This window comes from Pseudarthrobacter sp. C1 (assembly GCF_034720455.1).
Lineage (GTDB): Bacteria > Actinomycetota > Actinomycetes > Actinomycetales > Micrococcaceae > Arthrobacter.
This window is the reverse complement of the sequence record NZ_JAYESK010000005.1, coordinates 212,191-233,646: the sequence shown is the minus strand read 5'-3', so window position 1 is coordinate 233,646 and position 21,456 is coordinate 212,191. Positions and strand designations below refer to the sequence as shown.

22 protein-coding genes, 6 tRNA genes and 1 riboswitch are annotated in these 21,456 nt (G+C 67.0%); of the genes, 12 read left to right on the top strand and 16 right to left on the bottom strand.

The window, feature by feature from the left end:
- Positions 1–254 precede the first annotated feature (254 nt).
- From U7114_RS10850 to U7114_RS10820, 7 genes are all read right to left on the bottom strand, one after another.
- Positions 255–1,598 carry an HRDC domain-containing protein gene (locus U7114_RS10850; RefSeq protein ID WP_323057354.1) on the bottom strand — a complete coding sequence of 448 codons (1,344 nt, stop codon included), beginning with the start codon at positions 1,596–1,598 and terminating at the stop codon, positions 255–257.
- 122 nt (positions 1,599–1,720) lie between these two features.
- Positions 1,721–2,371 (bottom strand): DUF3000 domain-containing protein, encoded by a 651-nt coding sequence (locus U7114_RS10845; protein ID WP_323057353.1) that lies wholly within the window; start codon positions 2,369–2,371, stop codon positions 1,721–1,723.
- Between the two features lie 67 nt (positions 2,372–2,438).
- A complete protein-coding gene (locus U7114_RS10840) occupies positions 2,439–3,524 on the bottom strand; it encodes a threonine aldolase family protein (RefSeq protein WP_157242516.1) in 1,086 nt (361 codons plus the stop codon).
- A gap of 8 nt (positions 3,525–3,532) precedes the next feature.
- Positions 3,533–4,297, bottom strand: a complete 765-nt coding sequence (locus U7114_RS10835) for an SDR family NAD(P)-dependent oxidoreductase (RefSeq protein WP_323057417.1) — start codon at positions 4,295–4,297, stop codon at positions 3,533–3,535.
- Positions 4,298–4,305: 8 nt separating this feature from the next.
- Complete coding sequence (locus tag U7114_RS10830) at positions 4,306–5,673, bottom strand: DUF6421 family protein (RefSeq protein WP_323057352.1); 1,368 nt, start codon at positions 5,671–5,673, stop codon at positions 4,306–4,308.
- Positions 5,674–5,816: 143 nt separating this feature from the next.
- Complete coding sequence (gene msrB, locus U7114_RS10825; protein ID WP_157238458.1) at positions 5,817–6,338, bottom strand: peptide-methionine (R)-S-oxide reductase MsrB; 522 nt, start codon at positions 6,336–6,338, stop codon at positions 5,817–5,819.
- Between the two features lie 14 nt (positions 6,339–6,352).
- On the bottom strand, positions 6,353–6,844 hold the full coding sequence (locus tag U7114_RS10820; RefSeq protein WP_157238457.1) for a hypothetical protein: 492 nt from the start codon (positions 6,842–6,844) through the stop codon (positions 6,353–6,355).
- 124 nt (positions 6,845–6,968) lie between these two features.
- Between U7114_RS10820 and U7114_RS10815 the strand changes: the two genes are divergently transcribed.
- The gene (locus U7114_RS10815) at positions 6,969–8,249 is read left to right on the top strand and encodes an alpha/beta hydrolase family protein (RefSeq protein WP_157238456.1); all 1,281 of its coding nucleotides are present in this window, start codon (positions 6,969–6,971) and stop codon (positions 8,247–8,249) included.
- Here the strand turns inward: U7114_RS10815 and ybaK are convergent.
- The 3 genes from ybaK to U7114_RS10800 are packed head-to-tail and all read right to left on the bottom strand — an operon-like array spanning position 8,226 to position 10,174.
- The gene (gene ybaK, locus U7114_RS10810; RefSeq protein ID WP_323057351.1) at positions 8,226–8,732 is read right to left on the bottom strand and encodes a Cys-tRNA(Pro) deacylase; all 507 of its coding nucleotides are present in this window, start codon (positions 8,730–8,732) and stop codon (positions 8,226–8,228) included. The two genes, U7114_RS10815 and ybaK, sit on opposite strands and share 24 nt — an antisense overlap.
- Positions 8,733–8,753: 21 nt before the next feature.
- The gene (locus U7114_RS10805) at positions 8,754–9,212 is read right to left on the bottom strand and encodes a SufE family protein (protein WP_197432387.1); all 459 of its coding nucleotides are present in this window, start codon (positions 9,210–9,212) and stop codon (positions 8,754–8,756) included.
- A 38-nt stretch (positions 9,213–9,250) separates the two neighbouring features.
- Entirely contained in the window at positions 9,251–10,174 is a 924-nt protein-coding gene (locus U7114_RS10800; RefSeq protein ID WP_321215974.1) for a sulfurtransferase, read from the bottom strand.
- Positions 10,175–10,390: 216 nt separating this feature from the next.
- Between U7114_RS10800 and zapE the strand changes: the two genes are divergently transcribed.
- A complete protein-coding gene (zapE, locus tag U7114_RS10795) occupies positions 10,391–11,428 on the top strand; it encodes a cell division protein ZapE (RefSeq protein ID WP_157238452.1) in 1,038 nt (345 codons plus the stop codon).
- Positions 11,429–11,564: 136 nt separating this feature from the next.
- Here zapE and U7114_RS10790 read toward each other — a convergent pair whose 3' ends face one another.
- The 6 genes from U7114_RS10790 to U7114_RS10765 all read right to left on the bottom strand — a co-directional run bounded on the left by U7114_RS10790 (position 11,565) and on the right by U7114_RS10765 (position 12,535).
- Complete coding sequence (locus tag U7114_RS10790; RefSeq protein WP_321215975.1) at positions 11,565–11,828, bottom strand: antitoxin; 264 nt, start codon at positions 11,826–11,828, stop codon at positions 11,565–11,567.
- A gap of 159 nt (positions 11,829–11,987) precedes the next feature.
- Positions 11,988–12,059, bottom strand: a tRNA-Val gene (locus tag U7114_RS10785).
- 40 nt (positions 12,060–12,099) lie between these two features.
- Positions 12,100–12,172 (bottom strand) — tRNA-Gly (locus U7114_RS10780).
- Between the two features lie 58 nt (positions 12,173–12,230).
- Positions 12,231–12,305, bottom strand: a tRNA-Val gene (locus U7114_RS10775).
- A 39-nt stretch (positions 12,306–12,344) separates the two neighbouring features.
- Positions 12,345–12,415 (bottom strand) — tRNA-Cys (locus U7114_RS10770).
- Positions 12,416–12,462: 47 nt separating this feature from the next.
- Positions 12,463–12,535, bottom strand: a tRNA-Gly gene (locus U7114_RS10765).
- 297 nt (positions 12,536–12,832) lie between these two features.
- On the opposite strand from U7114_RS10765, the gene U7114_RS10760 reads away from it, so the two are divergent.
- From U7114_RS10760 to ribA, 10 genes are all read left to right on the top strand, one after another.
- Positions 12,833–12,904: transfer RNA gene (locus U7114_RS10760), tRNA-Val, on the top strand.
- Between the two features lie 102 nt (positions 12,905–13,006).
- Positions 13,007–13,867 (top strand): cytochrome, encoded by an 861-nt coding sequence (locus U7114_RS10755; protein WP_321215976.1) that lies wholly within the window; start codon positions 13,007–13,009, stop codon positions 13,865–13,867.
- Between the two features lie 63 nt (positions 13,868–13,930).
- Positions 13,931–14,542: a peptide deformylase gene (gene def / locus U7114_RS10750; protein ID WP_323057350.1), complete on the top strand. Its 612-nt coding sequence runs from the start codon at positions 13,931–13,933 to the stop codon at positions 14,540–14,542.
- The gene (gene fmt, locus U7114_RS10745) at positions 14,539–15,459 is read left to right on the top strand and encodes a methionyl-tRNA formyltransferase (protein ID WP_323057349.1); all 921 of its coding nucleotides are present in this window, start codon (positions 14,539–14,541) and stop codon (positions 15,457–15,459) included. The genes def and fmt overlap by 4 nt, the downstream gene beginning before the upstream one ends.
- A complete protein-coding gene (locus tag U7114_RS10740) occupies positions 15,456–17,030 on the top strand; it encodes an RsmB/NOP family class I SAM-dependent RNA methyltransferase (RefSeq protein ID WP_323057347.1) in 1,575 nt (524 codons plus the stop codon). Before fmt ends, U7114_RS10740 begins: the two co-directional genes overlap by 4 nt.
- A gap of 18 nt (positions 17,031–17,048) precedes the next feature.
- Positions 17,049–17,729, top strand: coding sequence for a ribulose-phosphate 3-epimerase (gene rpe / locus U7114_RS10735; protein WP_323057416.1), 681 nt, complete (start codon positions 17,049–17,051; stop codon positions 17,727–17,729).
- 39 nt (positions 17,730–17,768) lie between these two features.
- A riboswitch (FMN riboswitch) is annotated at positions 17,769–17,918 on the top strand.
- A 290-nt stretch (positions 17,919–18,208) separates the two neighbouring features.
- Positions 18,209–19,276 (top strand): bifunctional diaminohydroxyphosphoribosylaminopyrimidine deaminase/5-amino-6-(5-phosphoribosylamino)uracil reductase RibD, encoded by a 1,068-nt coding sequence (gene ribD, locus U7114_RS10730; protein WP_323057415.1) that lies wholly within the window; start codon positions 18,209–18,211, stop codon positions 19,274–19,276.
- Positions 19,276–19,920, top strand: coding sequence for a riboflavin synthase (locus U7114_RS10725; protein ID WP_157238447.1), 645 nt, complete (start codon positions 19,276–19,278; stop codon positions 19,918–19,920). Before ribD ends, U7114_RS10725 begins: the two co-directional genes overlap by 1 nt.
- On the top strand, positions 19,917–20,669 hold the full coding sequence (gene ribB / locus U7114_RS10720; protein ID WP_321215980.1) for a 3,4-dihydroxy-2-butanone-4-phosphate synthase: 753 nt from the start codon (positions 19,917–19,919) through the stop codon (positions 20,667–20,669). The genes U7114_RS10725 and ribB overlap by 4 nt, the downstream gene beginning before the upstream one ends.
- On the top strand, positions 20,666–21,406 hold the full coding sequence (gene ribA, locus U7114_RS10715; protein WP_321215981.1) for a GTP cyclohydrolase II: 741 nt from the start codon (positions 20,666–20,668) through the stop codon (positions 21,404–21,406). Before ribB ends, ribA begins: the two co-directional genes overlap by 4 nt.
- The last annotated feature ends 50 nt before the right edge of the window (positions 21,407–21,456 follow it).

Sequence of the window (21,456 nt, the reverse complement as noted above, 5' to 3'; positions counted from 1 at the left end):
CATCGAGACGTAGGCGCCGGTGCATGCCTTTGCTGGCAATGGCCCGGCGGCAATATGTTCGATGTTACTCGTGAGTAACTTAGCCCGCAAGGTCCCCGGATTGAATGGACCCCCTCTCACTTAATGCCCATTTTTGGCCAACGCTCTCTCACTCTCTTCAAGAAAGTGAGAGAGCGTCGGCGGTTTTCACGCATCAAGTGAGAGAGCGTCTGGGGAATCGGTTTGGGAGCCGGTGGCGGTGCAGACGGCTGCGCCTACTTGCCCGCTGCGGTGGCGTCCGCCTTGGCTTCCTTGGCTTCCTTGGCGGGCAGCGGCTGCGGGTGCAGGAACGCTTCAACGATGAGAGGTGTTGACAGTTCCACCTGCCACTCACGTGCGCCCAGGGCGCGGAGTTCGGTGGCGACTGCTGCTTCGGTGATCTCCGCCGGCGGCCGCCAGGCCACGCGCCGCAGGTAATCCGGGGTGAGCAGGTTCTCCAGCGGGAGGCTCAGCGACTCTGCCTTCGCCTGCAGCAGCGGCCGGGCGGTGGCCAGGCGGGCGGCCGCCTCCGGGTCCCGGTCCACCCAGACACGGGGCGGAGGCGGCGCGTTGGTGGGCAGGTGCAGCGGCGGGAGTTCTTCGAGATCCCGGGCAGCTGCGATGCAGCGCAGCCAGCGGGGCGCTTCACGTTGAGCCGCCCGGCCGTGGAAGCCCTTGGTGCCCAGCAGCTGCGGCACGGTGGTCGGCATGGCTTTGGCCGCCGCCACCAGGGCGGAGTCGGGAATCAGCCGTCCCGGTGCTACATCCCGTTTCTGTGCCAGGGAGTCGCGCTCCAGCCACAGCTCACGTACCGCTGCCAGCTGCCGGCGGTCCCTGATCTGGTGCAGGCCGGAGGTCTTCCGCCACGGGTCCACGCGGGCTGGAGGCAATCCGGCGGCCAGGATCGCCGCAAATTCCTGCTCGGCGTATTCCAGCTTTCCGTCGGCCTGGAGGAGCTCGATGAGTTCCTCCCGCAGTTCCGTGAGGACTTCGACGTCCAGTGCGGCATACCGCAGCCAGGGTTCAGGCAGGGGCCGGGTGGACCAGTCCGCTGCCGAGTGCTCCTTGGCGAGTCCGAAGCCGAGCAGCTGTTCGATGACGGCGGCCAGGCCCACGCGGGGCAGCCCGGCCAGCCGGGCGGCAAGTTCAGTGTCGAAGAGCTTGTCCGGCCACATGCCCAGCTCTGAGAGGCAGGGCAGGTCCTGGCTGGCGGCGTGCAGGATCCATTCGACGCCGCGGAGGGCATCGTTGATGATGTCCAGGTTCTCGAAGGGTTCGGGGTCGATCAGCCAGGTCCCGGCGCCCTCGCGCCGGATCTGGACCAGGAAAGCGCGCTGCCCGTAACGGAAGCCGGAAGCCCTCTCGGCGTCCACCCCTGCCGGTCCGGTTCCGGCGGCGATGGCCGCAGCGCAGCGCTCCAGGCCGGACTGCGTCTGGATGACCAGCGGAACGCCCTCCCGGGGAGCAGCCAGCTCAACGATTTCGGGGACGGGGCTGTCAAAGCCTTCCACCGTGATGTGGGGTGCGGCATCAGCGGCCGGGACGCCGGCCGTGGTGTTTTCCGGAATGTTAGGGGTCATGATGCCTCCAGTTTACCGGCCGGCCGGTAAACGCCTGCCTGCCGGGCCGGTGCCTTGCCCGGCCATCCCGTCCGCGGCCCTGCGCCATCGGTCCGCCTTCGGTCCGCCACTGACAAACGGTCTCAGTTCCGGCGGCGCAGCGTCAGCGGCGTCACGCCGTCCGGCAGGGGCGGCAGGCCGGCGAAGGTGCAGACCATGTCGGACCAGGCCTCAAGATGGGCCTGGACGTCGGACGTGGCGGGCGTCCAGGACGCGCGCAGTTCGATGTCGATGGATCCGGGCCTTTCGGACAGGGTGCCGAAACTCTCCGAGAGGACCCTGGTGGCAGTGCCGCCGGCGGCCCGGTACGCCGCCTTGTGGTTCTCCAGTGCCTCCACCAGCCAGGTCCAGGCGACTGTTCCGAGCATTTCGTCGTTGCCCATCTCGGGTTCCAGCTCCGCACGGATATAGGTGACAATGCGGAATTCCCCGTCCCAGACCTCGGAGCCTTGGGGGTCGTGGAGGAGGATGAACCGCCCCGTCGCCAGTTCCAGCCCGTCCTCGTCTTCCGTCCCGGACGCCGCAGCGAGTGCCATGGCGGCGGGGCCGTGAAGCGGGGTGCCGGGAGCACCGGAGCCGGGGGCAAAAACTTCTGCGCCCAGGGCCACGGCAAAGGGCGCCAGCCGGGCCGGCGCCGGGATCTCCGCCAGGCGCAGTTCCCGGCGGCACTGGGCTTTCCTGAGGGTTCCCAAAGCGTGGAGAAACTCCGGGGGAACCTGGTCAAGTGCGTTCACCTTCGCAGGTTACGCAACTGGGCGGGGCAGGGCGGTTAGGCTCGCCGCCGGCTTCCGGCGCGGACCGTCAGTTCCCGCCATTGTGCAGTTCCCGGCGGAGTGCGGCAACGAAGGCATCCACATCCTCTTCGGTGGTATCGAAGGAACACATCCAGCGCACCTCGCGCGTGGCTTCATTCCAGTCATAGAAGCGGAACGACGCGCGCAGCCTGTCGGCCACGCCTTCGGGGAGGACGGCAAAGACGCCGTTGGATTCGGTCTCCTGGGTGGGCCGGACGCCGTCGATGGTGTCGACGGCGGCGCGGAGCCGGGCGGCCATGGCGTTGGCGTGGGCGGCGGACCGCAACCACAGGTCACCTTCCAGGAGCGCGATGAACTGCGCCGACAGGAAGCGCATCTTGGAGGCCAGCTGCATGTCCATCTTGCGCAGGTAGAGGAGCCCGTGGGCTGCTTCCGGATTCAGTGCCACCACCACTTCGCCGAACAGCAGGCCGTTCTTGGTGCCGCCAAAGGACAGGATGTCCACCCCGGCGTCGCGCGTGAAGTCCCGCAGCGGAACCTGGAGGTGGGCTGCGGCGTTGGCCAGCCGGGCACCGTCCATGTGCAGCTTCATCCCCTTGGCATGGGCATGCCCGGCAATGGCCCGGACTTCCTCCGGCGTGTAGCAGGTGCCAAGTTCCGTTGTCTGGGTGATGGACACGGCCAGCGGCTGGGCGCGGTGCTCGTCCCCCCAGCCCCAGGCCTCCCGGTCAATCAGTTCGGGCGTGAGCTTGCCGTCCGGCGTGGGGACGTGCAGCAGCTTGATGCCGCCGATGCGTTCCGGCGCGCCGTTCTCGTCCATGTTGATGTGGGCGGTAGAGGCGCAGACCACGGCGCCCCAGCGGGGGAGCAGCGACTGCAGTGAAAGGACGTTCGCGCCGGTGCCGTTGAAGACGGGAAAGCACTCGATGCCTGGGCCGAAGTGGCCCTCCATCAGTTGCTGCAGCCGGGCGGTGTAGTCGTCCTCGCCGTAGGAGACCTGGTGGCCGTCGTTGGCGGCCGCCAGTGCCGCCAGCACCTCGGGATGGACGCCAGAGTAGTTGTCCGAGGCGAAACCCCGCACGTTCGGATCATGGAGGCGGATACCGGCGGCGGTTTCAGCGGTTGTTGTCATGGCTTTGCTCACGCTTTCAGTGTAGGTAAAGTCCGGGCCGGGGACAGTGACGCCGCCAGCTGCAGCCGCCGGCCGTTCAGTTCGGCGGCCGGGGCATCAAAGAGTCCGACGACGGCGCGCGCCAGGTCCTCGACGTCGGTGGCGCCCGCGAAGGATCGTTCGGGGTGGCGGCGGCGCAGTTCCTCATCGACCAGCGCCTTGACCACCAGCACGACGGCGGCTGCCGCGCTGCCGCCGTTCCTGCCGGTGGCGCGCCTGAAGCCATCAGCGATGGCAAGGGTCCAGGCTTCGGCCGCTGCCTTCGCGGCGGCGTAACTGGCTGTTGCCGCTGTGGGCTCGGCGGCGGTGGTGGAGGACACCATGGCGAACCGCCCGCACGCGGAGGCGGCGACGTCGTCGTAGAAAACCCGTGAGACGTTGCGGAGCGTGGTAATTGCTCCGCACTCAAGGAAGTCCCAGTCCTCGTCGGTCTGGTCCGCGATCCCCTGTGCGCCCCGCCAGCCGCCCACCAGGTGGATCACAGCATCCATCGGCCCGGCCGCGGCGGTGACATCAGCCCGCAGCTGCCGCACCTCCTCCAGGCGTGCGAGGTCGCACACGAAGGGGGCAACGCCGTCGCCCGCCCGTCCTGCCGCGGACCTGATCCGCTCCGGGTCCGAGCCCACGGTGAACACGCGGTGCCCGGCCTCGCGCAGTGCCCGGGCCACGGCGACGCCGGACGCGCCGCTGCCGCCCGAAACCAGGACGTTCAGCGGCGGTTTTGCCGGCTCCATAGCAGCTGTCACAGTGCGGATGCTCCAGTGATGCCGGCAGTGGATTCAATGATCGGGCGCATCTTCTTTTCCAGTGCTTCGTAGAACATGGACAGCGGGAATTCGTCATCGAGCACCTGGTCGGTGAGGCCGCGCGGCGGCCCCGCCAAGGGCAGCGCTTCCGGCCCCTTGGCCCAAACAGATGCCGGGTGGGGCGTGACGGTGGCGGAGATCAGCTGGTATGCAGCCAGCCAGTGGGCGGTTTTGGGGCGGTCGATGGAGCGCCAGTACAGGTCGTCGATGCGGGCGCCGAGGGCGATGACAGCATTGGCTACTTCATCCCAGTCGATGGTCAGCCGGGTGTCCGTCCAGTGCAGGACGCGCTGCTGGTGCAGCCACGCGAACAGCAGCTGGCCGCCCAGGCCGTCGTAGTTCCGGACGCGGCTGCCGGTGATCGCGAACCGGAAGATGCGGTCAAAGATGATGGCGTACTGCACCAGTTTGGCGTGGCGCCGGGCTTCCGGATCGGCGTCCTCGTCTTTTTCTATCCGCACGGATTCGCGGAACGCGGTCAGGTCGCAGCGCAGTTCTTCAAGGGAGTACAGGAAGAAGGGCATCCGCTGCTTGATCATGAACGGATCGAACGGCAGGTCGCCGCGCATGTGCGTCCGGTCGTGGATCAGGTCCCACATGACAAACGTGGCCTCGGTCAGGTCCTGGTCGGCGAGCATCTCCGCTGCCCCTTCCGGCAGTTCCAGGCAGGTGGTCTCGGCTGCGGCCTTGAGGACGCGGCGGAACCTGGCCGCCTCCCGGTCTGCGAAGATGGCCCCCCAGGTGAAGGTGGGGGTCTTGCTGACAGCGACGGTCTCAGGGAACAGCACGGCGGAATTGGTGTCATAGCCGGCGGTGAAGTCCACGAAGCGGATGGGAACGAACAGCTTGTTCGAGTAGTCTCCCGCCTCAAGGCCGGCAATGAACTCCGGCCAGATCACTTCGACCAGGACTGCCTCCACCAGACGGTTGCTGCTGCCGTTTTGGGTGTACATGGGGAAGACAACCAGGTGCTGCAGGCCGTCCCGGCGCTGTTTTTGGGGCTGGAATGCCAGGAGGGAGGAAAGGAAGTCGGGGGTGGCGAACCCGGCCTGGGCCCACCGCGAGAAGTCGGTGCAGGCAGCTTCCAGGTACGCCGCATCATGCGGGAAGGCTGGGCTGAGGGCACGAAGCGCATCGATGATCTCATTTACCAGGGCAGCAGCTGCTGCGTGGTGTGCGGGATCCGGAATGGAGCCGTCCTGGACCTGGAAGGCCTGGATGGCGGTGGCGGCTGCCTTGAGCCGGAGCCAGTCATTGTTTTCGGCTGAAATCCCGGTGACGGCGGTGGTCAGGGTTTCGGTCATCGTCGGCTGCCTTTCTGGTTGCTTGCTATCTATGGCGAGCGTAGCAAGCAACCAGCAGAGCTAATTGAAAAAGTAGCCAAACATAAGAATTACTTTGGCTCAGAGCCCTTTCCAGTGCCCGGAGCAGGTCTTTCCCTGCGGGATCAGGACTCCTGTTCCGGGCCTTTGACCTGCGGTTCCTCGGCGGGAACCAGCCGGATGGAGATGGAGTTGATGCAGTAGCGCTGGTCGGTGGGGGTCCCGTAGCCCTCGCCTTCAAACACGTGCCCCAGATGGGAGTCGCACGTGGCGCAGCGGACCTCTACCCGGTCCATTCCCAGCGTGCGGTCGTGGATGTAGCGGACGTTTCCTTCGGCAAGCGGGGCCCAGAAGGACGGCCAGCCGCAGTGGGAATCAAACTTTTCGTTGCTGGTGAACAGTTCCGCTCCGCAGGCGCGGCACTGGTACACGCCGGCAGTGTGGGTGTCCCAGTATTCGCCCGTGTATGGACGCTCGGTTCCCGCCTGGCGGAGCACGTGGTATTCCTCCGGCGTGAGCTCCTCACGCCATTGCGCGTCGGTTTTTTCCACGCCGTTGCCCGGGACGCCGGCCCCGGCCGGACGCGCCTCCGTGGCCGGCGGTTCCGTGGCTTTGTTTCCGAAGATGCTGTTTCCGAAGATGCTCATAGACTTGTCAACGCTTACGAGTCGCCGATAAATCCCGAGCCTGCATACAGGTGGAGTACCGGCACGCCCAGTTGGTCCTGTGCCTTGTTGGCCCAGTCCGTATGGAAGGTGTCAGCGACGGCATGCGGCCGGGTGATCACCACGGCCTGCCCGGCGCCGGTTTCACGGACCTTGGCGACCAGCCCGTTGACGGCCCCGCCATCCACTATTTCCCCGGTGACGCCTGTGCCCAGTCCCTCCAGGGCGGCCAGGGATACGGCCAGGGTCTCCGCTGCCTGTGCCCGCTCCTGCGTGGGATCGGGGGTGTGGGCAGTGAGCTCCCTGAATGCCTTGGCAATGTCCAGCATCGAAAGGTTTTCAAGGAAGTCCACCAGCAGGTGCCGCTCGGTGTTTGCGGGCACGAGCACCACCAGGCGCGTTTCCGCCCCGTCCACCAGGCGCTCGATGTTCAGGCGGTCGTCCGCCCCCAGGGGTTCTTCGGTCAGGATGACGATCGGTTCACTCATGGCCCTAGCCTAGTCCCGGAGCCGGTCCATGCGCAGGGGGCGCCGCACCGGCGACGGGCAGGGGCAGGCCTGACGGTCCGCGGCGAAATGCGGGCTTCGGTGCCCGGGCGGTAAGAATAGTTCCATGGCACCTTTCCAGCGAACCCGCCCCGCCCCCGTTCACGGCCCCGAAACCGGTGGAATGTCGTTGCGGGCAAAATGGGCAATCGGGGGAGCGATCGGCGGGGGCGGCCTGGCCGGACTCCTGGGCGCCGGTTCGTCGGCGCTGGCGGTGTACTTCGCACGCCGGGTCATTACTCCCGCCCGGCAGCGGACGTCGGACCAGGAGATGCTTGCCGTCATCAGGGACGGCCAGGGCCAGCGGGCCATCTTTGCCGCGACTGACGACACCACGGTTGACGGCGTCTACGGATTCTTCTTCGACGGCGGCAAGGGGCACGCACGGATCGGCCGCATCGTCTCCTACTCGCCCGCCGACAGGACCGTGCTGCGCGAGGTTGAGGCGGTATACGCCGGCGATCTTTCCGCAGCGCGCCGCGGCTGGTGGAGCGGGGCCGTCTATCCGGACCCTGCCGCCGCCGGAATTCCCTATGAGGATGTAAGCATCGACGTAGAGCGCGGGCAGGCTCCCGCCTGGCTGGTCCGCGCCGGCGGCACGGCCCGAACCTGGGCGGTGATGGTGCATGGACGCGGCGCCACCCGGCAGGAGGCGCTGCGCGCGGTCGGTCCCGCGCTGGAGCTGGGGCTCACCAGCCTCCTGGTTTCCTACCGGAATGACGGCCTGGCGCCATCCGCCGACGACGGCCGCTACGGCCTGGGCTCCACGGAATGGCGTGACATTGAAGCTGCCATCGAGTACGCGCTGGCCAACGGGGCGGAAGAAATCGTGCTGTTCGGCTGGTCCATGGGAGGCGCCATCTGCCTGCAGACCGCCGACCTGTCCCGCTACCGGCACCTGATCCGGGCCATGGTGCTCGATGCGCCGGTCACCGACTGGGTCAATGTGCTGGCCCACCATGCACAGCTGAACAGGATCCCCTCCCTGGTGGGGCGGTATGGCCAGCTTATGCTGGGGCACCCCCTGGGCAGGCGGCTCACCGGACTGTCCGCGCCCGTGGACCTGAAGGTGATGGACTGGGTGTCCCGCGCAGTTGAGCTGCGGACGCCCACCCTGATCCTCCACAGCGTGGACGACGAATATGTGCCCTACGAGCCTTCGGCCCTGCTTGCGGAGCGGAACCCGGAGATGGTGACCTTCGAGCCCTTCCACCAGGCCCGGCACACCAAGGAATGGAATGTCGACCCCGACCGCTGGGAAGGCCAGGTCAAGGCCTGGCTGCGGCAGCAGCTGGCTCCCAGGCTCAACCCGGGGGCCTTGAGCTCAATGGCTTCCGGTGGCGAGTGAGCTGATGGAGGCCGTGACGGCGTCCGTGAGGCGGACCAGGTCCGCCGGTGCCAGTTCGATGTCCAGCCCGCGCCTGCCACCGGAGACCAGCAGGGTGTCCAGCGCCAGGGCGCTGGCGTCCAGCACAGTGGGGGACGGCAGCCGCTGGCCCAGCGGTGAAATGCCGCCGAGCACGTAGCCGGTGCGCCGTTGGGCCGCCGCGGGATCTGCCATTGCCGCCTTCTTGGCTCCCAGTGCTGCGGCGAACGCCTTCAGGTCAAGGGCTCCGCTGACCGGTACGATTCCCACGGCCAGCCGCCCCTCCACTTCCACCATGAGGGTCTTGAAGACCCTCGATGGATCGACGCCCAGGACCTCGGCCGCTTCCGCACCGTAGCTAGCGGCTGCGGGATCGTGGGTATACGGGTGGAGCACAAAGGGAACCCCGGCCGCGGCCAGAGCCGCTGTTGCCGGGGTTCCCTGTGCTGCGCTCTTGCGTGCCATGGGTGCTTTCCGCCGCGGGTGCTAGGAACGTCCGGCAGTAGCCGCAGCGACCCTGCGCTTGATCCTCCCCAGCATCGCGGTCATGCCCCGCATGCGCAGGGGCGTGATGGCCCTGGTGAGCCCCAGGAGCTCGGGCATGTCGTCCGGAACCGAGAGGATCTCCTCGGCGGACAGCCCGTCCAGGCCCTCATGGAGCACGCCGGCGAAGCCGCGTGTTGTGGGAGCCTCCGCAGGGGCCTTGAAGAACAGCCGCACGGCGGCGCCGGGGCCGCCCTCACTCTCCGTCTCGATGGTCAGGAAGAGCGGCGACTGGCACTCCACGACCTGTTCCAGCAGTTCGGGGTGGTCCTTGAGCCGGTCCGGCAGTTCCGGGAGGCCCTGGGAGAATTCCAGCAGCAACTGGAGCCGCTCGGGTTCAGTGAGGGCCTGGAAGTCATCCACGATTGCCGCCAGGGCGGAAGGCAAGGCTTGAGTAGTCATCAGTCCAAGTCTACGCAATTACGCCGCCGCGGGCCGCGTCAGGCGCCGACGGCGGCAGGGACGGAACCGCGTTCCGCACCCTTGGCGATCGGTACGCGCACGGCGTTGCCCCATTCGGTCCAGGAGCCGTCGTAGTTACGGACGGTGTCGAAGCCGAGGAGGTATTTGAGGGCGAACCAGGTGTGGCTGGAACGTTCGCCGATACGGCAGTAGGCCACGACGTCGTCGCCTGCCTTCAGGCCTGCTTCGCCAAGATAGAGGGCTTCAAGTTCCTCCCGGCTGCGGTAGGTGCCGTCCGCGGCGGCAGCGCGTGCCCACGGGATCGACGCAGCAGTGGGAATGTGGCCGCCGCGCAGGGCGCCTTCTTCCGGGTACGCCGGCATGTGGGTGCGCTGGCCGGTGTATTCCTCGGGGGAGCGGACATCGATGAGCGGCTTGCCGAAGTGCGCAAGGACGTCTTCCTTGAAGGCGCGGATGGGAGCGTCGTTGCGCTCAACAACCGGGTAGTCGGCCCTGCCAGGTGCCGGCTTCTCCGTGGTGAGTTCGCGTCCTTCGGCAATCCACTTGTCCCGGCCGCCGTCGAGGAGCCGCACATCCTCGTGGCCGAAAAGGGTGAAGACCCACAGGGCGTAGGCGGCCCACCAGTTGGACTTGTCTCCGTAGATGACCACGGTGCTGTCACGGGAAATCCCCTTCGACGCCGCCAGTTCCGCGAACGCGGCCCCGTCCACGTAGTCGCGGGTCACTTCGTCATTGAGGTCCGTGTGCCAGTCGATCTTTACGGCGCCGGGGATGTGGCCGGTTTCGTACAGGAGCACGTCCTCGTCGGATTCCACTACCACCAGCTCTCCGTTGGCGGCAGCGCCACTTTCCAGGGCGGCAGCAAGCCACTCCGTGGAAACCAGCCGCTCCGGGTGGGCGTAGGCGGCAAACTTCTCATTCTGTTCAACGGGATAGGGCATTTTTCCTGGCCTTTCATTGAGGACACGGGCGGCCTGCTGGACCTGAAGGGGACCTGGTTCCACCCTAGCCAGCGCCCCGGGCCATGTCCGCATTCCGTTAACAGGGCGCAATGTTGCCTTCATCACGCCGGCCGCCACAGGGACCTGCGGCATTAAAAGCCCGGGCGCAATGCCGGTATCCTTTCTGGGGACCACCCACCAGCAGAACGGACCACCTTGGTACAGATCGAACAGCTTGCCGCCCGCACTCCGGCAGTTTCGGTGGATGAACTCCTTAAAGGGTTTTACCCGTCACCGCGATTCGGCCAGGTTTCCTTTGCCAGCTACCGCCCCGATCCCAAGCAGCCCAGCCAGTCCGCCGCCGTGCGGGCGTTGGAGGGCTTTGCCGACGGCGTCGGTTCCAACGGCGGTGGGGGGCTGTTCAAGAAACTGTTCGCGAAGAAGGACGGTTCCCGCGCCGGCATCTACCTTGACGGCGGGTTCGGCGTCGGCAAGACCCACCTTCTGGCCTCGTTGTGGCACGCGGCGCCCGGCCCGAAGGCCTTCGGCACGTTCGTGGAGTACACCAACCTGGTGGGTGCCCTGTCCTTTCGCAAGACCGTTGAGGCGCTCAGCAGCTACAAACTTGTCTGCATCGATGAGTTCGAGCTCGACGATCCGGGCGATACTGTCCTGATGTCCCGGCTGATGCGCGAGCTGGCCGACGCCGGGGTGAAACTGGCAGCCACCTCCAACACGCTGCCAGGATCGCTGGGCGACGGCAGGTTCGCGGCGGTGGACTTCCAGCGCGAGATCCAGGTGCTGGCAGACCAGTTCGACGTCATCCGGATTGACGGGGAAGACTTCCGCCACCGGGGCCTGCCCGCGGCGCCGGCCCCGCTGAAGAACAGCGAACTGTCCTCCCACATGAAGGCGGAGTTCGACGGAAAGACGGTTGCGCAGGACGAGTTCAGCACCCTGATTGCGCACTTGGCCGGGGTGCACCCCAGCCGCTACCGCCAGCTGATCGACGGCATTGACGGGGTGGTGTGGCGCAACGTGCACACCATCACGGAGCAGGCTGTGGCGCTCAGGTTCGTGGTGCTTGCCGACAGGCTGTACGACAAGGACGTGCCCATCCTTGCCAGCGGCGTGCCGTTCGACCAGCTCTTCACCGAGGACATGATGACCGGCGGCTACATGAAGAAGTACTTCCGCGCTGTCTCCCGCCTCACCGCGCTGGCCCGCGAGGGCCAGAACCACGAGCCGTCCTAGGCCTCAGGCGGCTGCCGGCCACCCGCCGTCGTCCTTGAATGCCGGCAGTCCTTAAACGCCAAAGGTGCAGGTGCCGCCTCCCGGCGGGACCTGCACCCCCTTGACGTGCTAGGGCAAGACCCTGGCCAAATCCTTGTTACGGAGTCCTGTCAGCCGGCGGAACCGGGTTGACGGGAGTGACCGGCGGAACCTGCTCAGCGGCAGGTGCCTGGCCCGGGGTTCCGTTCTTGTCAATGAGCTTGGAAGCGCCATTCTGGACTTTGTCGACGTGGCCCGAGTACTTTCCTCCGGTCTTGGTGTCGACGAAATCACCGGCCTTGTTGATGCCGTTCTTGATGGCCTGCTCGTTGCCGCGGATGAGACCCTGAGCCTTGCCCTTTAGATCGTCAATCAGTCCCACGAGCACCTCCCTTCAATCGCGGAGCCAGGTCGCTCCTCCGCGTTCGATCCTAGCCCCGCGGGGAACACCCAACAAGGAAACCGGGGGCTTTGGCCGTTCGCCCGTAGCGGATGCAGGCTACCGGGCAAGAAAAAAGCAGCTCCGGGGAGCTGCTGCATGTGGGCGATACTGGGATCGAACCAGTGACCTCTTCCGTGTCAGGGAAGCGCGCTACCGCTGCGCCAATCGCCCGGAACCGGAAGCCCGGTCTTATGGGATTTTAGAGTAAGAGAGCGGACGACGAGATTCGAACTCGCGACATCCACCTTGGCAAGGTGGTGCTCTACCAGCTGAGCTACGTCCGCGTATGAAGTGCGTTCCGGCCGGAGCCGGTGCGTACTGCATGAAGCAAGTTTCCTTGCTTGGTGGGCGATACTGGGATCGAACCAGTGACCTCTTCCGTGTCAGGGAAGCGCGCTACCGCTGCGCCAATCGCCCATTGCATCCGGTTCAATCCGGAAACCATGGTTTTCACCGAGGTGGGTACGGGATTCGAACCCGTGTATACGGCTTTGCAGGCCGCTGCCTCGCCTCTCGGCCAACCCACCGTGTAAGCGTCGGTTCCGGAGAACTTTTGCTGTGACAGTGTCCTGCGAGCGGACGACGAGATTCGAACTCGCGACATCCACCTTGGCAAGGTGGTGCTCTACCAGCTGAGCTACGTCCGCATTTTGGAGGGTTGATTCCTTGCCGTTCCCGGCATTTCCTCGCGTTCCAACGAGTAAAAACAATATAGGAGGTTCAGGGATTCTCCAAATCGCCCCCGCCAGGTGCGCGCGGCGTGACCGTGCTTCCCAGTGCTGGCGCGGAAGCAGGTGAGTTACAGGGGTGTAATTCACGACGGCGGACGGGGACCTTTTGGCTCTTCCCTTGCCCTGTTGCGGGGCCGCAGCAGGGCGGCCCGGGCGGGTCGAGGCCGGCGATTTTTGAATTACGTAAACGTCGGCTAGCATTCAAATGCATCAGGGCGATTGGCGCAGTGGTAGCGCGCTTCGTTCACACCGAAGAGGTCACTGGTTCGAACCCAGTATCGCCCACCGCACAGAGGTCCGTTTCCGCTCGTTCGCAGCGGAAACGGGCCTTTTTGTTTGCGGATCCTGCCTGCAGATTTTGTCGGCCCCCTGTGAAAGAGTTTTTCTATGACAGCTCCACTCCTCGCCCATGCCACCGAATACGGCCGGATGTACGCCCGCTCCACGTCGGAGCAGTTCTCGGTTCCCTCCATCACCACGGTCATCAGCCAGCAGCCGCACGGACTGGACGGCTGGTTCGGGTACATGGGAGCGAGCAGCCTGGCCAAGGATCCGCTGCTGGCGGACTGCCTGGGGAGCCCGGCCAAAATTAAGCAGGCCGTCAACCGTGCGGCCAAGGCTGCCGAAAACTACCGCGATGACGCGGCGAAGCGCGGGGACCGGGTTCATAACTATTGCGAGCAGGTGGCGCTTCGTGCGTTGGGGCGTCCCCACGCCATGAAGGAGGCCCGCGAGGCCTTGGCCGCCAACGGGGAAGAGGCCTTCGCTGTCCGGTTCGATGAATGGTGGGAGCTGTTCCGGGTGGAACCCATCGCCCCGGAAATCACCGTCTGGAACAACGCCGTGGGGTACGCCGGCACCCTGGACCTGGTGGCCCGCATCAACGGCCGCGTCTGCCTGATCGATTACAAGACCAAGGGCACCACGCGGGACGGCCTGGTCAAGCCGCTCGATGACAAAGTGGTGATGCAGCTGGTGGCCGGCATGAAGGCCGAAGAAAGCCTGGTGGACCCCGAGGCAGGGACGTGGGAGCCCTGGCAGTACGGTGAAAACCCTGTCCTGCTGGCGGTGGCCATCGGGGAGACGGAGGTCCGTCCCGTGCGCGCCAACCCGGAAGTCCTGAAGCATCACTGGTGGAAGTTCTGCGCCCTGCGGCGGGTCTGGGAGCTGTCCGCGGACACCATCAGCGCCGGCGCGGCGCTGCTTCCCATCGCCCCGCCGCCGCTGGCGCAGGTGCAAACGGCCTAGCAGTTTCTCTGCGCCTAAACTGGATTGGTCCCCTTTGCCGTCAATCGTGAGGAACTACAGCGCATGGCTATCCTGAATATCCGCATCATTGGTGACCCTGTGCTGCGCACAGTTGCCGATCCCGTGACGGAATTCGGGCCGGAGCTGGCCAAGCTGGTCGCGGACATGACCGAAACCATGGAGGACGTGGACGGTGCAGGCCTGGCCGCGCCGCAGGTGGGCGTAAGCCAGCGCGTTTTTACCTACCGCATCGACGGCGTCGAGGGCCACATCATCAATCCTGTGCTGGAAAACAGCGAGGACTACCAGCCCGACCATGTGGAAGGCTGCCTGTCCATCCCCGGCCTCAGCTTTCCGGTGCGGCGTTTCCGCGCCACCCGCGTCATCGGCGTCGACATGCACGGCAACCCTGTCACGGTGGAGGGGGAGGGGCTCCTGGCCCGCTGCTTCCAGCACGAGAACGACCATCTGGACGGCATCCTCTACACGGACCGGCTCGAGGGTGAGGACCGGAAGACCGCCCTGCGGTCCATCCGCAACGCCAACTACGACTCCATCGCCGAACGTACGACGACGAAACGCGCCAGGACTGTCGGGTCCAGTTTCGGCGGCCCCGCCCAAGGCTCCCCGCGGGGCTCGAGCTTCGGCGCCGGGGCAGCCGGCGGCGCAGGGTGAGGGTCCTGTTTGCGGGAACCCCCGCCGTCGCCGTCCCTTCGCTGGATGCGCTCGTAAAAGCCGGCTTCGAGGTTGCTGCTGTCCTGACGCGCCCGGATGCCCCCGTGGGCCGCAAGCGCGTGCTCACGCCGTCCCCCGTCGCTGCGCGCGCGGCTGACCTGGGAATCGAGGTCATCCACGCCGCCCGCGTGGACGCGGAGGCAACGGCCAGGATTTCCGGGGTAAACCCTGACGTCGCCGCCATCGTGGCCTACGGCGGACTGGTTCCGCCGGCCGCCCTCGGGATCCCGCGGCACGGCTGGATCAACCTGCACTTTTCCCTGCTGCCGGCCTGGCGCGGCGCGGCCCCGGTACAGCGCGCCATCATGGCAGGGGACGATGTCACCGGAGCGGTGACCTTCCAGCTGGAGGAAGGACTGGATACGGGACCCGTGTTCGGCACCCTCACGGAATCAGTGGGGCCGGAGGACACTGCGGGAGAGCTCCTTGAGCGGCTGTCCCACAGCGGCGCCGTGCTCCTGGCCCAGACATTGTCCGCCATCGAGGCAGGGAAGGCCTTCCCGCAACCCCAGGCGGGCGAGGTTTCCCACGCGCCGAAGTTGACCCTTGAAGATGGCCACCTTCAGTGGAACCATCCGGCGCTGGCGATCGGGCGGCAGGCCCGGGGCGTAACCCCCGAACCCGGTGCGTGGACCTTCCTGGACGGACAGCGCGTCAAGCTGGAACCGGTCCGGCTGCGGCCCGATGTCACCGGCCTTGCCCCCGGGACCCTGTTCCTCGAAGGCAAGAGCGTGCTGGTCGGCACGGGATCGCACGCCGTGGAACTGACCCGCATCCAGCCTGCGGGCAAAAAAATGATGGCTGCTGCCGACTGGGCACGCGGCATGGCTTCCCTTGAAAGTGTGGTGTTCGAATGAGCGCGTCCGGCGGCAATCCAGGCGGAGGCGGCAACGCCGGGCGCGGCGCCGCGGGCGGCGGCCGCGGCAAGGGGGGACCCCGGGACAGCAGCCGGCGGAATGCCCAGGGCCGTGAACGCAACCGCGGTCCGCAGCGCAGCTTCACGGAAAACGCGCCCTCCCAACGGACCCGCCGGGCCGATCCCGCGCGGCTGGTGGCCTTCGAAGTCCTGCGCGCCGTCGCTGCCGAGGACGCCTACGCCAACCTCGTGCTGCCGGCACGGATCCGCCACCACGGGCTGGACAAGCGCGACGCCGGCTTCGCCACCGAACTTACGTACGGTGCCCTGCGGGGCCAAGGCACCTACGACGCCATCTTGGCGCGCTGCGTGGACCGCCCGCTTGACCAGCTTGACCCGGCAGTCCTGGACGCGCTGCGAATCGGAACCCACCAGCTGCTGGCCATGCGCGTCCCTGCACACGCCGCCCTCGACCAGACCGTCGGCCTGGCGCGTGCCGTGATCGGAGCAGGGCCCTCAGCGCTCATTAACGCTGTCCTCCGCAAGGTTGCTGCGCGCACCCTTGAGGAGTGGCTGGACGTGCTGGTGGCCGGAGAGACCGACGAAACAAAAATCGCTGCACTCCGCTACGCCCACCCGGAATGGATCGTCCGCGCCATGCGCCAGTCCCTGGTGGCGCATGGCCGGCAGGCCAGCGAAGTGAACGACCTCCTGGAAGCGGACAACGCCGCCCCCGTGGTCAACCTGGTGGCCCTGCCAGGCCTGGGCAACCTGGACGAGGTGCTGGAGAACGGTGCCATTCCGGGCGAGCTCGTCCAGGGTTCTGCCCTTTCCAGCGGCGGTGACCTGGGGCGGTACTCCTCCGTCCGGGAAGGAACCACCCGGGTCCAGGACGTTGGCTCGCAGCTGGTGGCCCGCGCCATGGCCGCCGTTCAACTCGACGTGCCGGCAGGCGGGACAGGCAATTCGAAGGCGGAGGCGTGGCTGGACCTCTGCGCCGGCCCCGGCGGAAAGGCAGCCCTGCTGGGCGCCCTGGCCAGGCAGCGGGGCGCAACGCTGCTGGCCAACGAACCCGCTCCCCACCGCGCCAAGCTCGTCAGCCAGGCGCTCTCGGCCGTGCCGCCGGAAACCTGGCAGGTCCGGACCGGAGACGGCCGCGAGGTCGGATCCGAAGCGCCCGAATCATTCGACCGTGTCCTCGTGGACGTCCCCTGCAGCGGCCTCGGCGCATTGCGGCGCCGGCCGGAATCCAGGTGGCGCCGTTCACCCAAGGACCTCGCGGACCTCGGCCCACTGCAGCGCGAGCTGCTGGCCTCCGCCCTGGCAGCAGTTCGTCCGGGGGGAGTGGTGGCCTATGTGACCTGTTCACCGCATCCGGCGGAGACGACGGCCGTCGTGGCTGATGCCCTCCGCAAACGCGATGACCTGGAACTCCTTGACGCCGGAGCGGCGCTGGACGCCGTCAGCCTCCCCGGAAAGCTGGACGCCGGGCATGACTCCACGGCCCAGCTCTGGCCCCATGTCCACGGCACAGACGCCATGTTCCTCGCGCTCATCCATAAGAAGCCCTGACCCGTGAAAGGTTCCCCCGTGACGCAATGCTGCATCAATCCGAGCATCCTCTCGGCCGACTTCGTCAACCTGGAGGCCGAGCTGCAGCGCATCAGCACCGCTGACGCCGTGCACGTGGACGTCATGGACAACCACTTCGTCCCCAACCTGACCATCGGACTGCCTGTGGTGCAGCGCATCCAGGAGGTGAGCCCCATACCCCTGGACGCGCACCTGATGATCGCTGACGCGGACCGGTGGGCGCCGGGCTTCGCCGACGCCGGCCTGGCGTCCGTCACGTTCCACGCGGAGGCGTCGATCGCGCCCGTGAAACTGGCACGCGAACTTCGCAGCAGGGGGTCGAAAGCCGGCATGGCAATCCGGCCGGCTACCCCCGTGGAGCCCTACCTGGACATGCTGTCCGAGCTGGACATGCTGCTCATCATGACGGTGGAGCCCGGATTCGGCGGCCAGGCCTTCCTGGACCTCACCCTGCCCAAGATCCGGCGGGCCAGGGCTGCCATCGACGGCTCCGGGATCGGGGTGGCCATCCAGGTTGACGGCGGCATCACCGAAGAAACAATCGTCCGGGCCGCGGAAGCAGGCGCCAACGTATTCGTTGCCGGCTCCGCCGTCTACGGCGCCGAAGACCCCGCGGCGGCCATCGAGAGGCTGCGCCGGGAGGCAGGCAGGACGTTACACGCGGTGACGGGGGAATAGCCGGGAGCCGGTGCCGGTTATGGCACAATAGCAACACACATACGTGCTCCGGGGTCGGTGTAAGTCCGAACCGGCGGTGACAGTCCGCGACCCGCGAGCCGGTGGTTTCCGCAAGGAAATCCCGGCGGACGGTTGAACCGGTGAAATTCCGGTACCGACAGTTAAAGTCTGGATGAGAGAAGCACGTACAGCTGTATCTGTGGGGCCATTCCGGCGCCGCAGCCTTCTGCTGTCGTAAACCCCCGGAGCCATCGCGGTTCGAGAGGGAAGGAACGACACGGAATGAACCCCAAGCGATGGCTCTTCGATGCCAAACACCCTGCCGCTTCACCGGAGGGCGCAGCCGCCGCGCCGGTCGCCGCATGACGGCGGGCAACCCGGCCACGGCTGACGCAATCAGCACGGAGCCGCATCCGGGCCACCCCCCGGGGCACGCTGACGGGGTGGTTACCGCCTTCAGTGCTGCCGAGTCCGGAGCCATGGGGGCTGCCCTCGAGGCAGCCCTGCGGGGTCCGCGGGGGGCGAACCCGTTGGTGGGCGCCGTCGTCGTGGATCCTGCAGGCCGCCACCTCGTCACCGGTTTCCACCGCGGCGCCGGCACCGCGCATGCAGAGGCGGATGCGATCAGCCAGGCAACAGCCGCGGGCCTGGATCTCTCCGGCTGCACCATGGTGGTTACCCTGGAACCCTGCAACCACGTGGGACGCACAGGCCCTTGCGCCGAGGCCATCATTGCCGCCGGAATAACGGACGTGGTGTACGCGGTGGATGATCCGCATGACCCGGCAGCAGGCGGAGCTGCAACGCTGAGGGCCGCGGGCGTCCGCGTCCGCAGCGGGCTCGGGGCCGCGGAGTCCCTGGACCTGAACCGCCAATGGTTTGAGGCTGTGACGGCGAAACGGCCTTTCGTCACCCTCCACATCGCCCAGACGCTGGACAGCCGCATCGCGGCCGAGGACGGCACCAGCCAATGGATTTCCAGCCCGGAATCCCTGGCCGACAACCATGCCATCCGCAGCCGGATCGATGCCATCCTGGTGGGCACCCAGACCGTCCTGGTGGACAATCCGCGGCTCACCGCCCGGAACGCATCGGGAGCATTGGCAGCGAGCCAGCCGGTGCGGGCCGTTATGGGGCTGCGGGACGTCCCCGCCGGCGCCGCCGTACGCGGAACAGACGGACTGGTGGCGCATCTCCGCACCCGGGACCCGCGCGAGGCACTGACCATGCTGTACCGATCCGGGACACGCCACGTCATGGTGGAGGGAGGCTCGCGCATCCTGAGCGCGTTCCTCTCTGCCGGGCTGGTCGATGAACTCATCGTGTATTTGGCGCCCACCCTGCTGGGCTCCGGTACGCCGGCCCTCGGGAGCCTGGGGATCACCACCCTCGCCGATGCCCAGCAATGGGACTGGGACGGGTCCGACGGCGGTGCCGTGCGAAAGCTGGGCCGGGACCTGCGACTTCACCTTAGACCGCAACGGACCGTTGCACTGGATCCTCAACCAACCCGCGACAGCGCGGAGCCAGCCCAGGGAGGCTACTGATGTTTACCGGAATTATTGCCGAACAAGGGCACGTCCTGTCCGTGGAGCGGGACGGGAACGCCAGCGCTACCGTGCGGCTGCACGCGCCCGGCACCACCGAAGGGCTCGCGCTCGGCGGCTCCATCGCCGTCAACGGGGTGTGCCTCACGGCCACGGAGATCAACGGCAAGGAATTCAGCGTTGACGTGATGGGGGAAACCCTGGTCCGCAGCACCATTGGCGAACTTGCTCCGGGTGATTCGGTCAACCTTGAACGCTGCGTTCCGGCCGGCGGCCGGCTTGACGGGCATGTGGTGCAGGGGCACGTGGACGGCGTCGGGGTGCTGCTGGAACGCGAGGCCCTCGGCAACTGGGAGCGGCTTCGGTTCGGCGTGCCCGCCAACCTGGCGCGCTACATAGCGGAAAAGGGCTCCATCGCCATCGACGGCGTCTCGCTCACGGTGACCGCAGTCAGTGAGGCCAGTGAGCAGGCTCCCTGGTTTGAGGTGGGGCTCATTCCCACAACCCTGGCTGAAACCGGCCTCGGCGCCAAGAGCACCGGCAGCCGGGTGAACCTGGAAGTGGACGTCCTGGCCAAGTACACCGAACGCCTGCTGGCGTTCAATGCCCCGTCGCCCGCCGCCGTTGAGGGAGGGACCCGATGAACGCCGCAGTAAAGCTGGAACAGGCAGGGCCGGCCGGATCCGCCGCCCCTGCTGCCCGAACCGGCGGGCCAGCGGCTGCCCTTGGACTCGACACCATCGAAGAAGCCGTACGGGCCATCGCCGCCGGCAGGCCTGTGCTGGTGGTGGACAACGAGGACCGGGAGAACGAGGGCGACATCATCTTCGCCGCCCAGCATGCCACCCCGGCCCTGATGGGGTGGACCATCCGCTACAGCTCCGGTGTTATCTGTGTTCCGCTGTCCGGGGACCGGGCGGACGCCCTGGCACTGCCGCCGATGGTGGCGGTCAACGAGGACGCCAAAGGTACGGCCTACACGGTGTCCTGTGATGCCGCCTTGGGTGTGAGCACCGGGATCTCCGCAACTGACCGGGCCCTGACGGCCCGCGTCCTCGCGGATCCGCAGGCCGGGCCGGCGGCCGTGACCCGTCCGGGGCATATTTTCCCGCTGCGGGCCGTTAAAGGGGGAGTGCGGGAACGCCCCGGCCACACCGAAGCGGCCGTGGACCTGTGCCGGCTCGCCGGACTGGAAGCTGTGGGCGTAATCGCCGAAGTTGTCTACGACGACGGTGAGATGATGCGGCTGGACGGGCTTCGCGCCTTCGCTGCCGAACACGGGTGCCCACTGATCTCGATTGAAGACCTGGTGGCCTACCTCGAGGCAGCGGGCACATCGGTTGGCAGCAATACCCGGGCAGGACGCGCGGGCGGAGAAGAGGAGATACGATGACGGCTTCCGGAGCTTCGGGCAACGGCCACCACCTGTCAGGGTCGGGCAACGGCCACCACCTGGAGGCGGGCAACGGCCAGATGCCCCATCCCGTCAGCGGCGGACCCATCGTGCAGCTGCCGACGGCTTTCGGCGACTTCATTGCCCAGGCGTGGACGGACCTGGTCACCGGCCACGAGCACCTTGCCGTCAGCTCCCCCAACCCGCCCAAGGACGGGAAAGCACCCCTGGTCCGGCTGCACTCCGAGTGCCTGACCGGGGATGTCTTCGGCTCCTACCGCTGCGACTGCGGGGAACAGCTTGCCTACGCCCTGGAGATGATCGGCGAGCAGGGCGGCACCCTGCTGTACCTGCGCGGCCAGGAGGGCCGTGGCATCGGCCTCGCCAACAAGATCAAGGCCTACGCGCTGCAGGAGGCCGGCTTCGACACCGTCGAGGCCAACGAGCAGCTGGGCCTGCCGGTGGATGCCCGCTGCTACAAGGCTGCCGCCCAGGTGCTCGCGGAAATGGGGCTGCACGAGGTGCGGCTCCTGAGCAACAATCCGGACAAGCAGAACAGGCTGGCGAAGGCCGGTGTCAGGGTGGTGGAGATGGTCCCCACGGAGGTGCCCTCCCGCGACCAGAACATCCGGTACCTGCAGACCAAGAAGGACCGCATGGAGCACCGGCTGACGCTCGATACCCACGTGGCCGCCGTCCCCGCCGCCGCTGATTCCTTTGACCACGAACAAGACTGACCACGAACAAGACTGACCGCAGCACAAGACTGACCACACCACGAGACTGA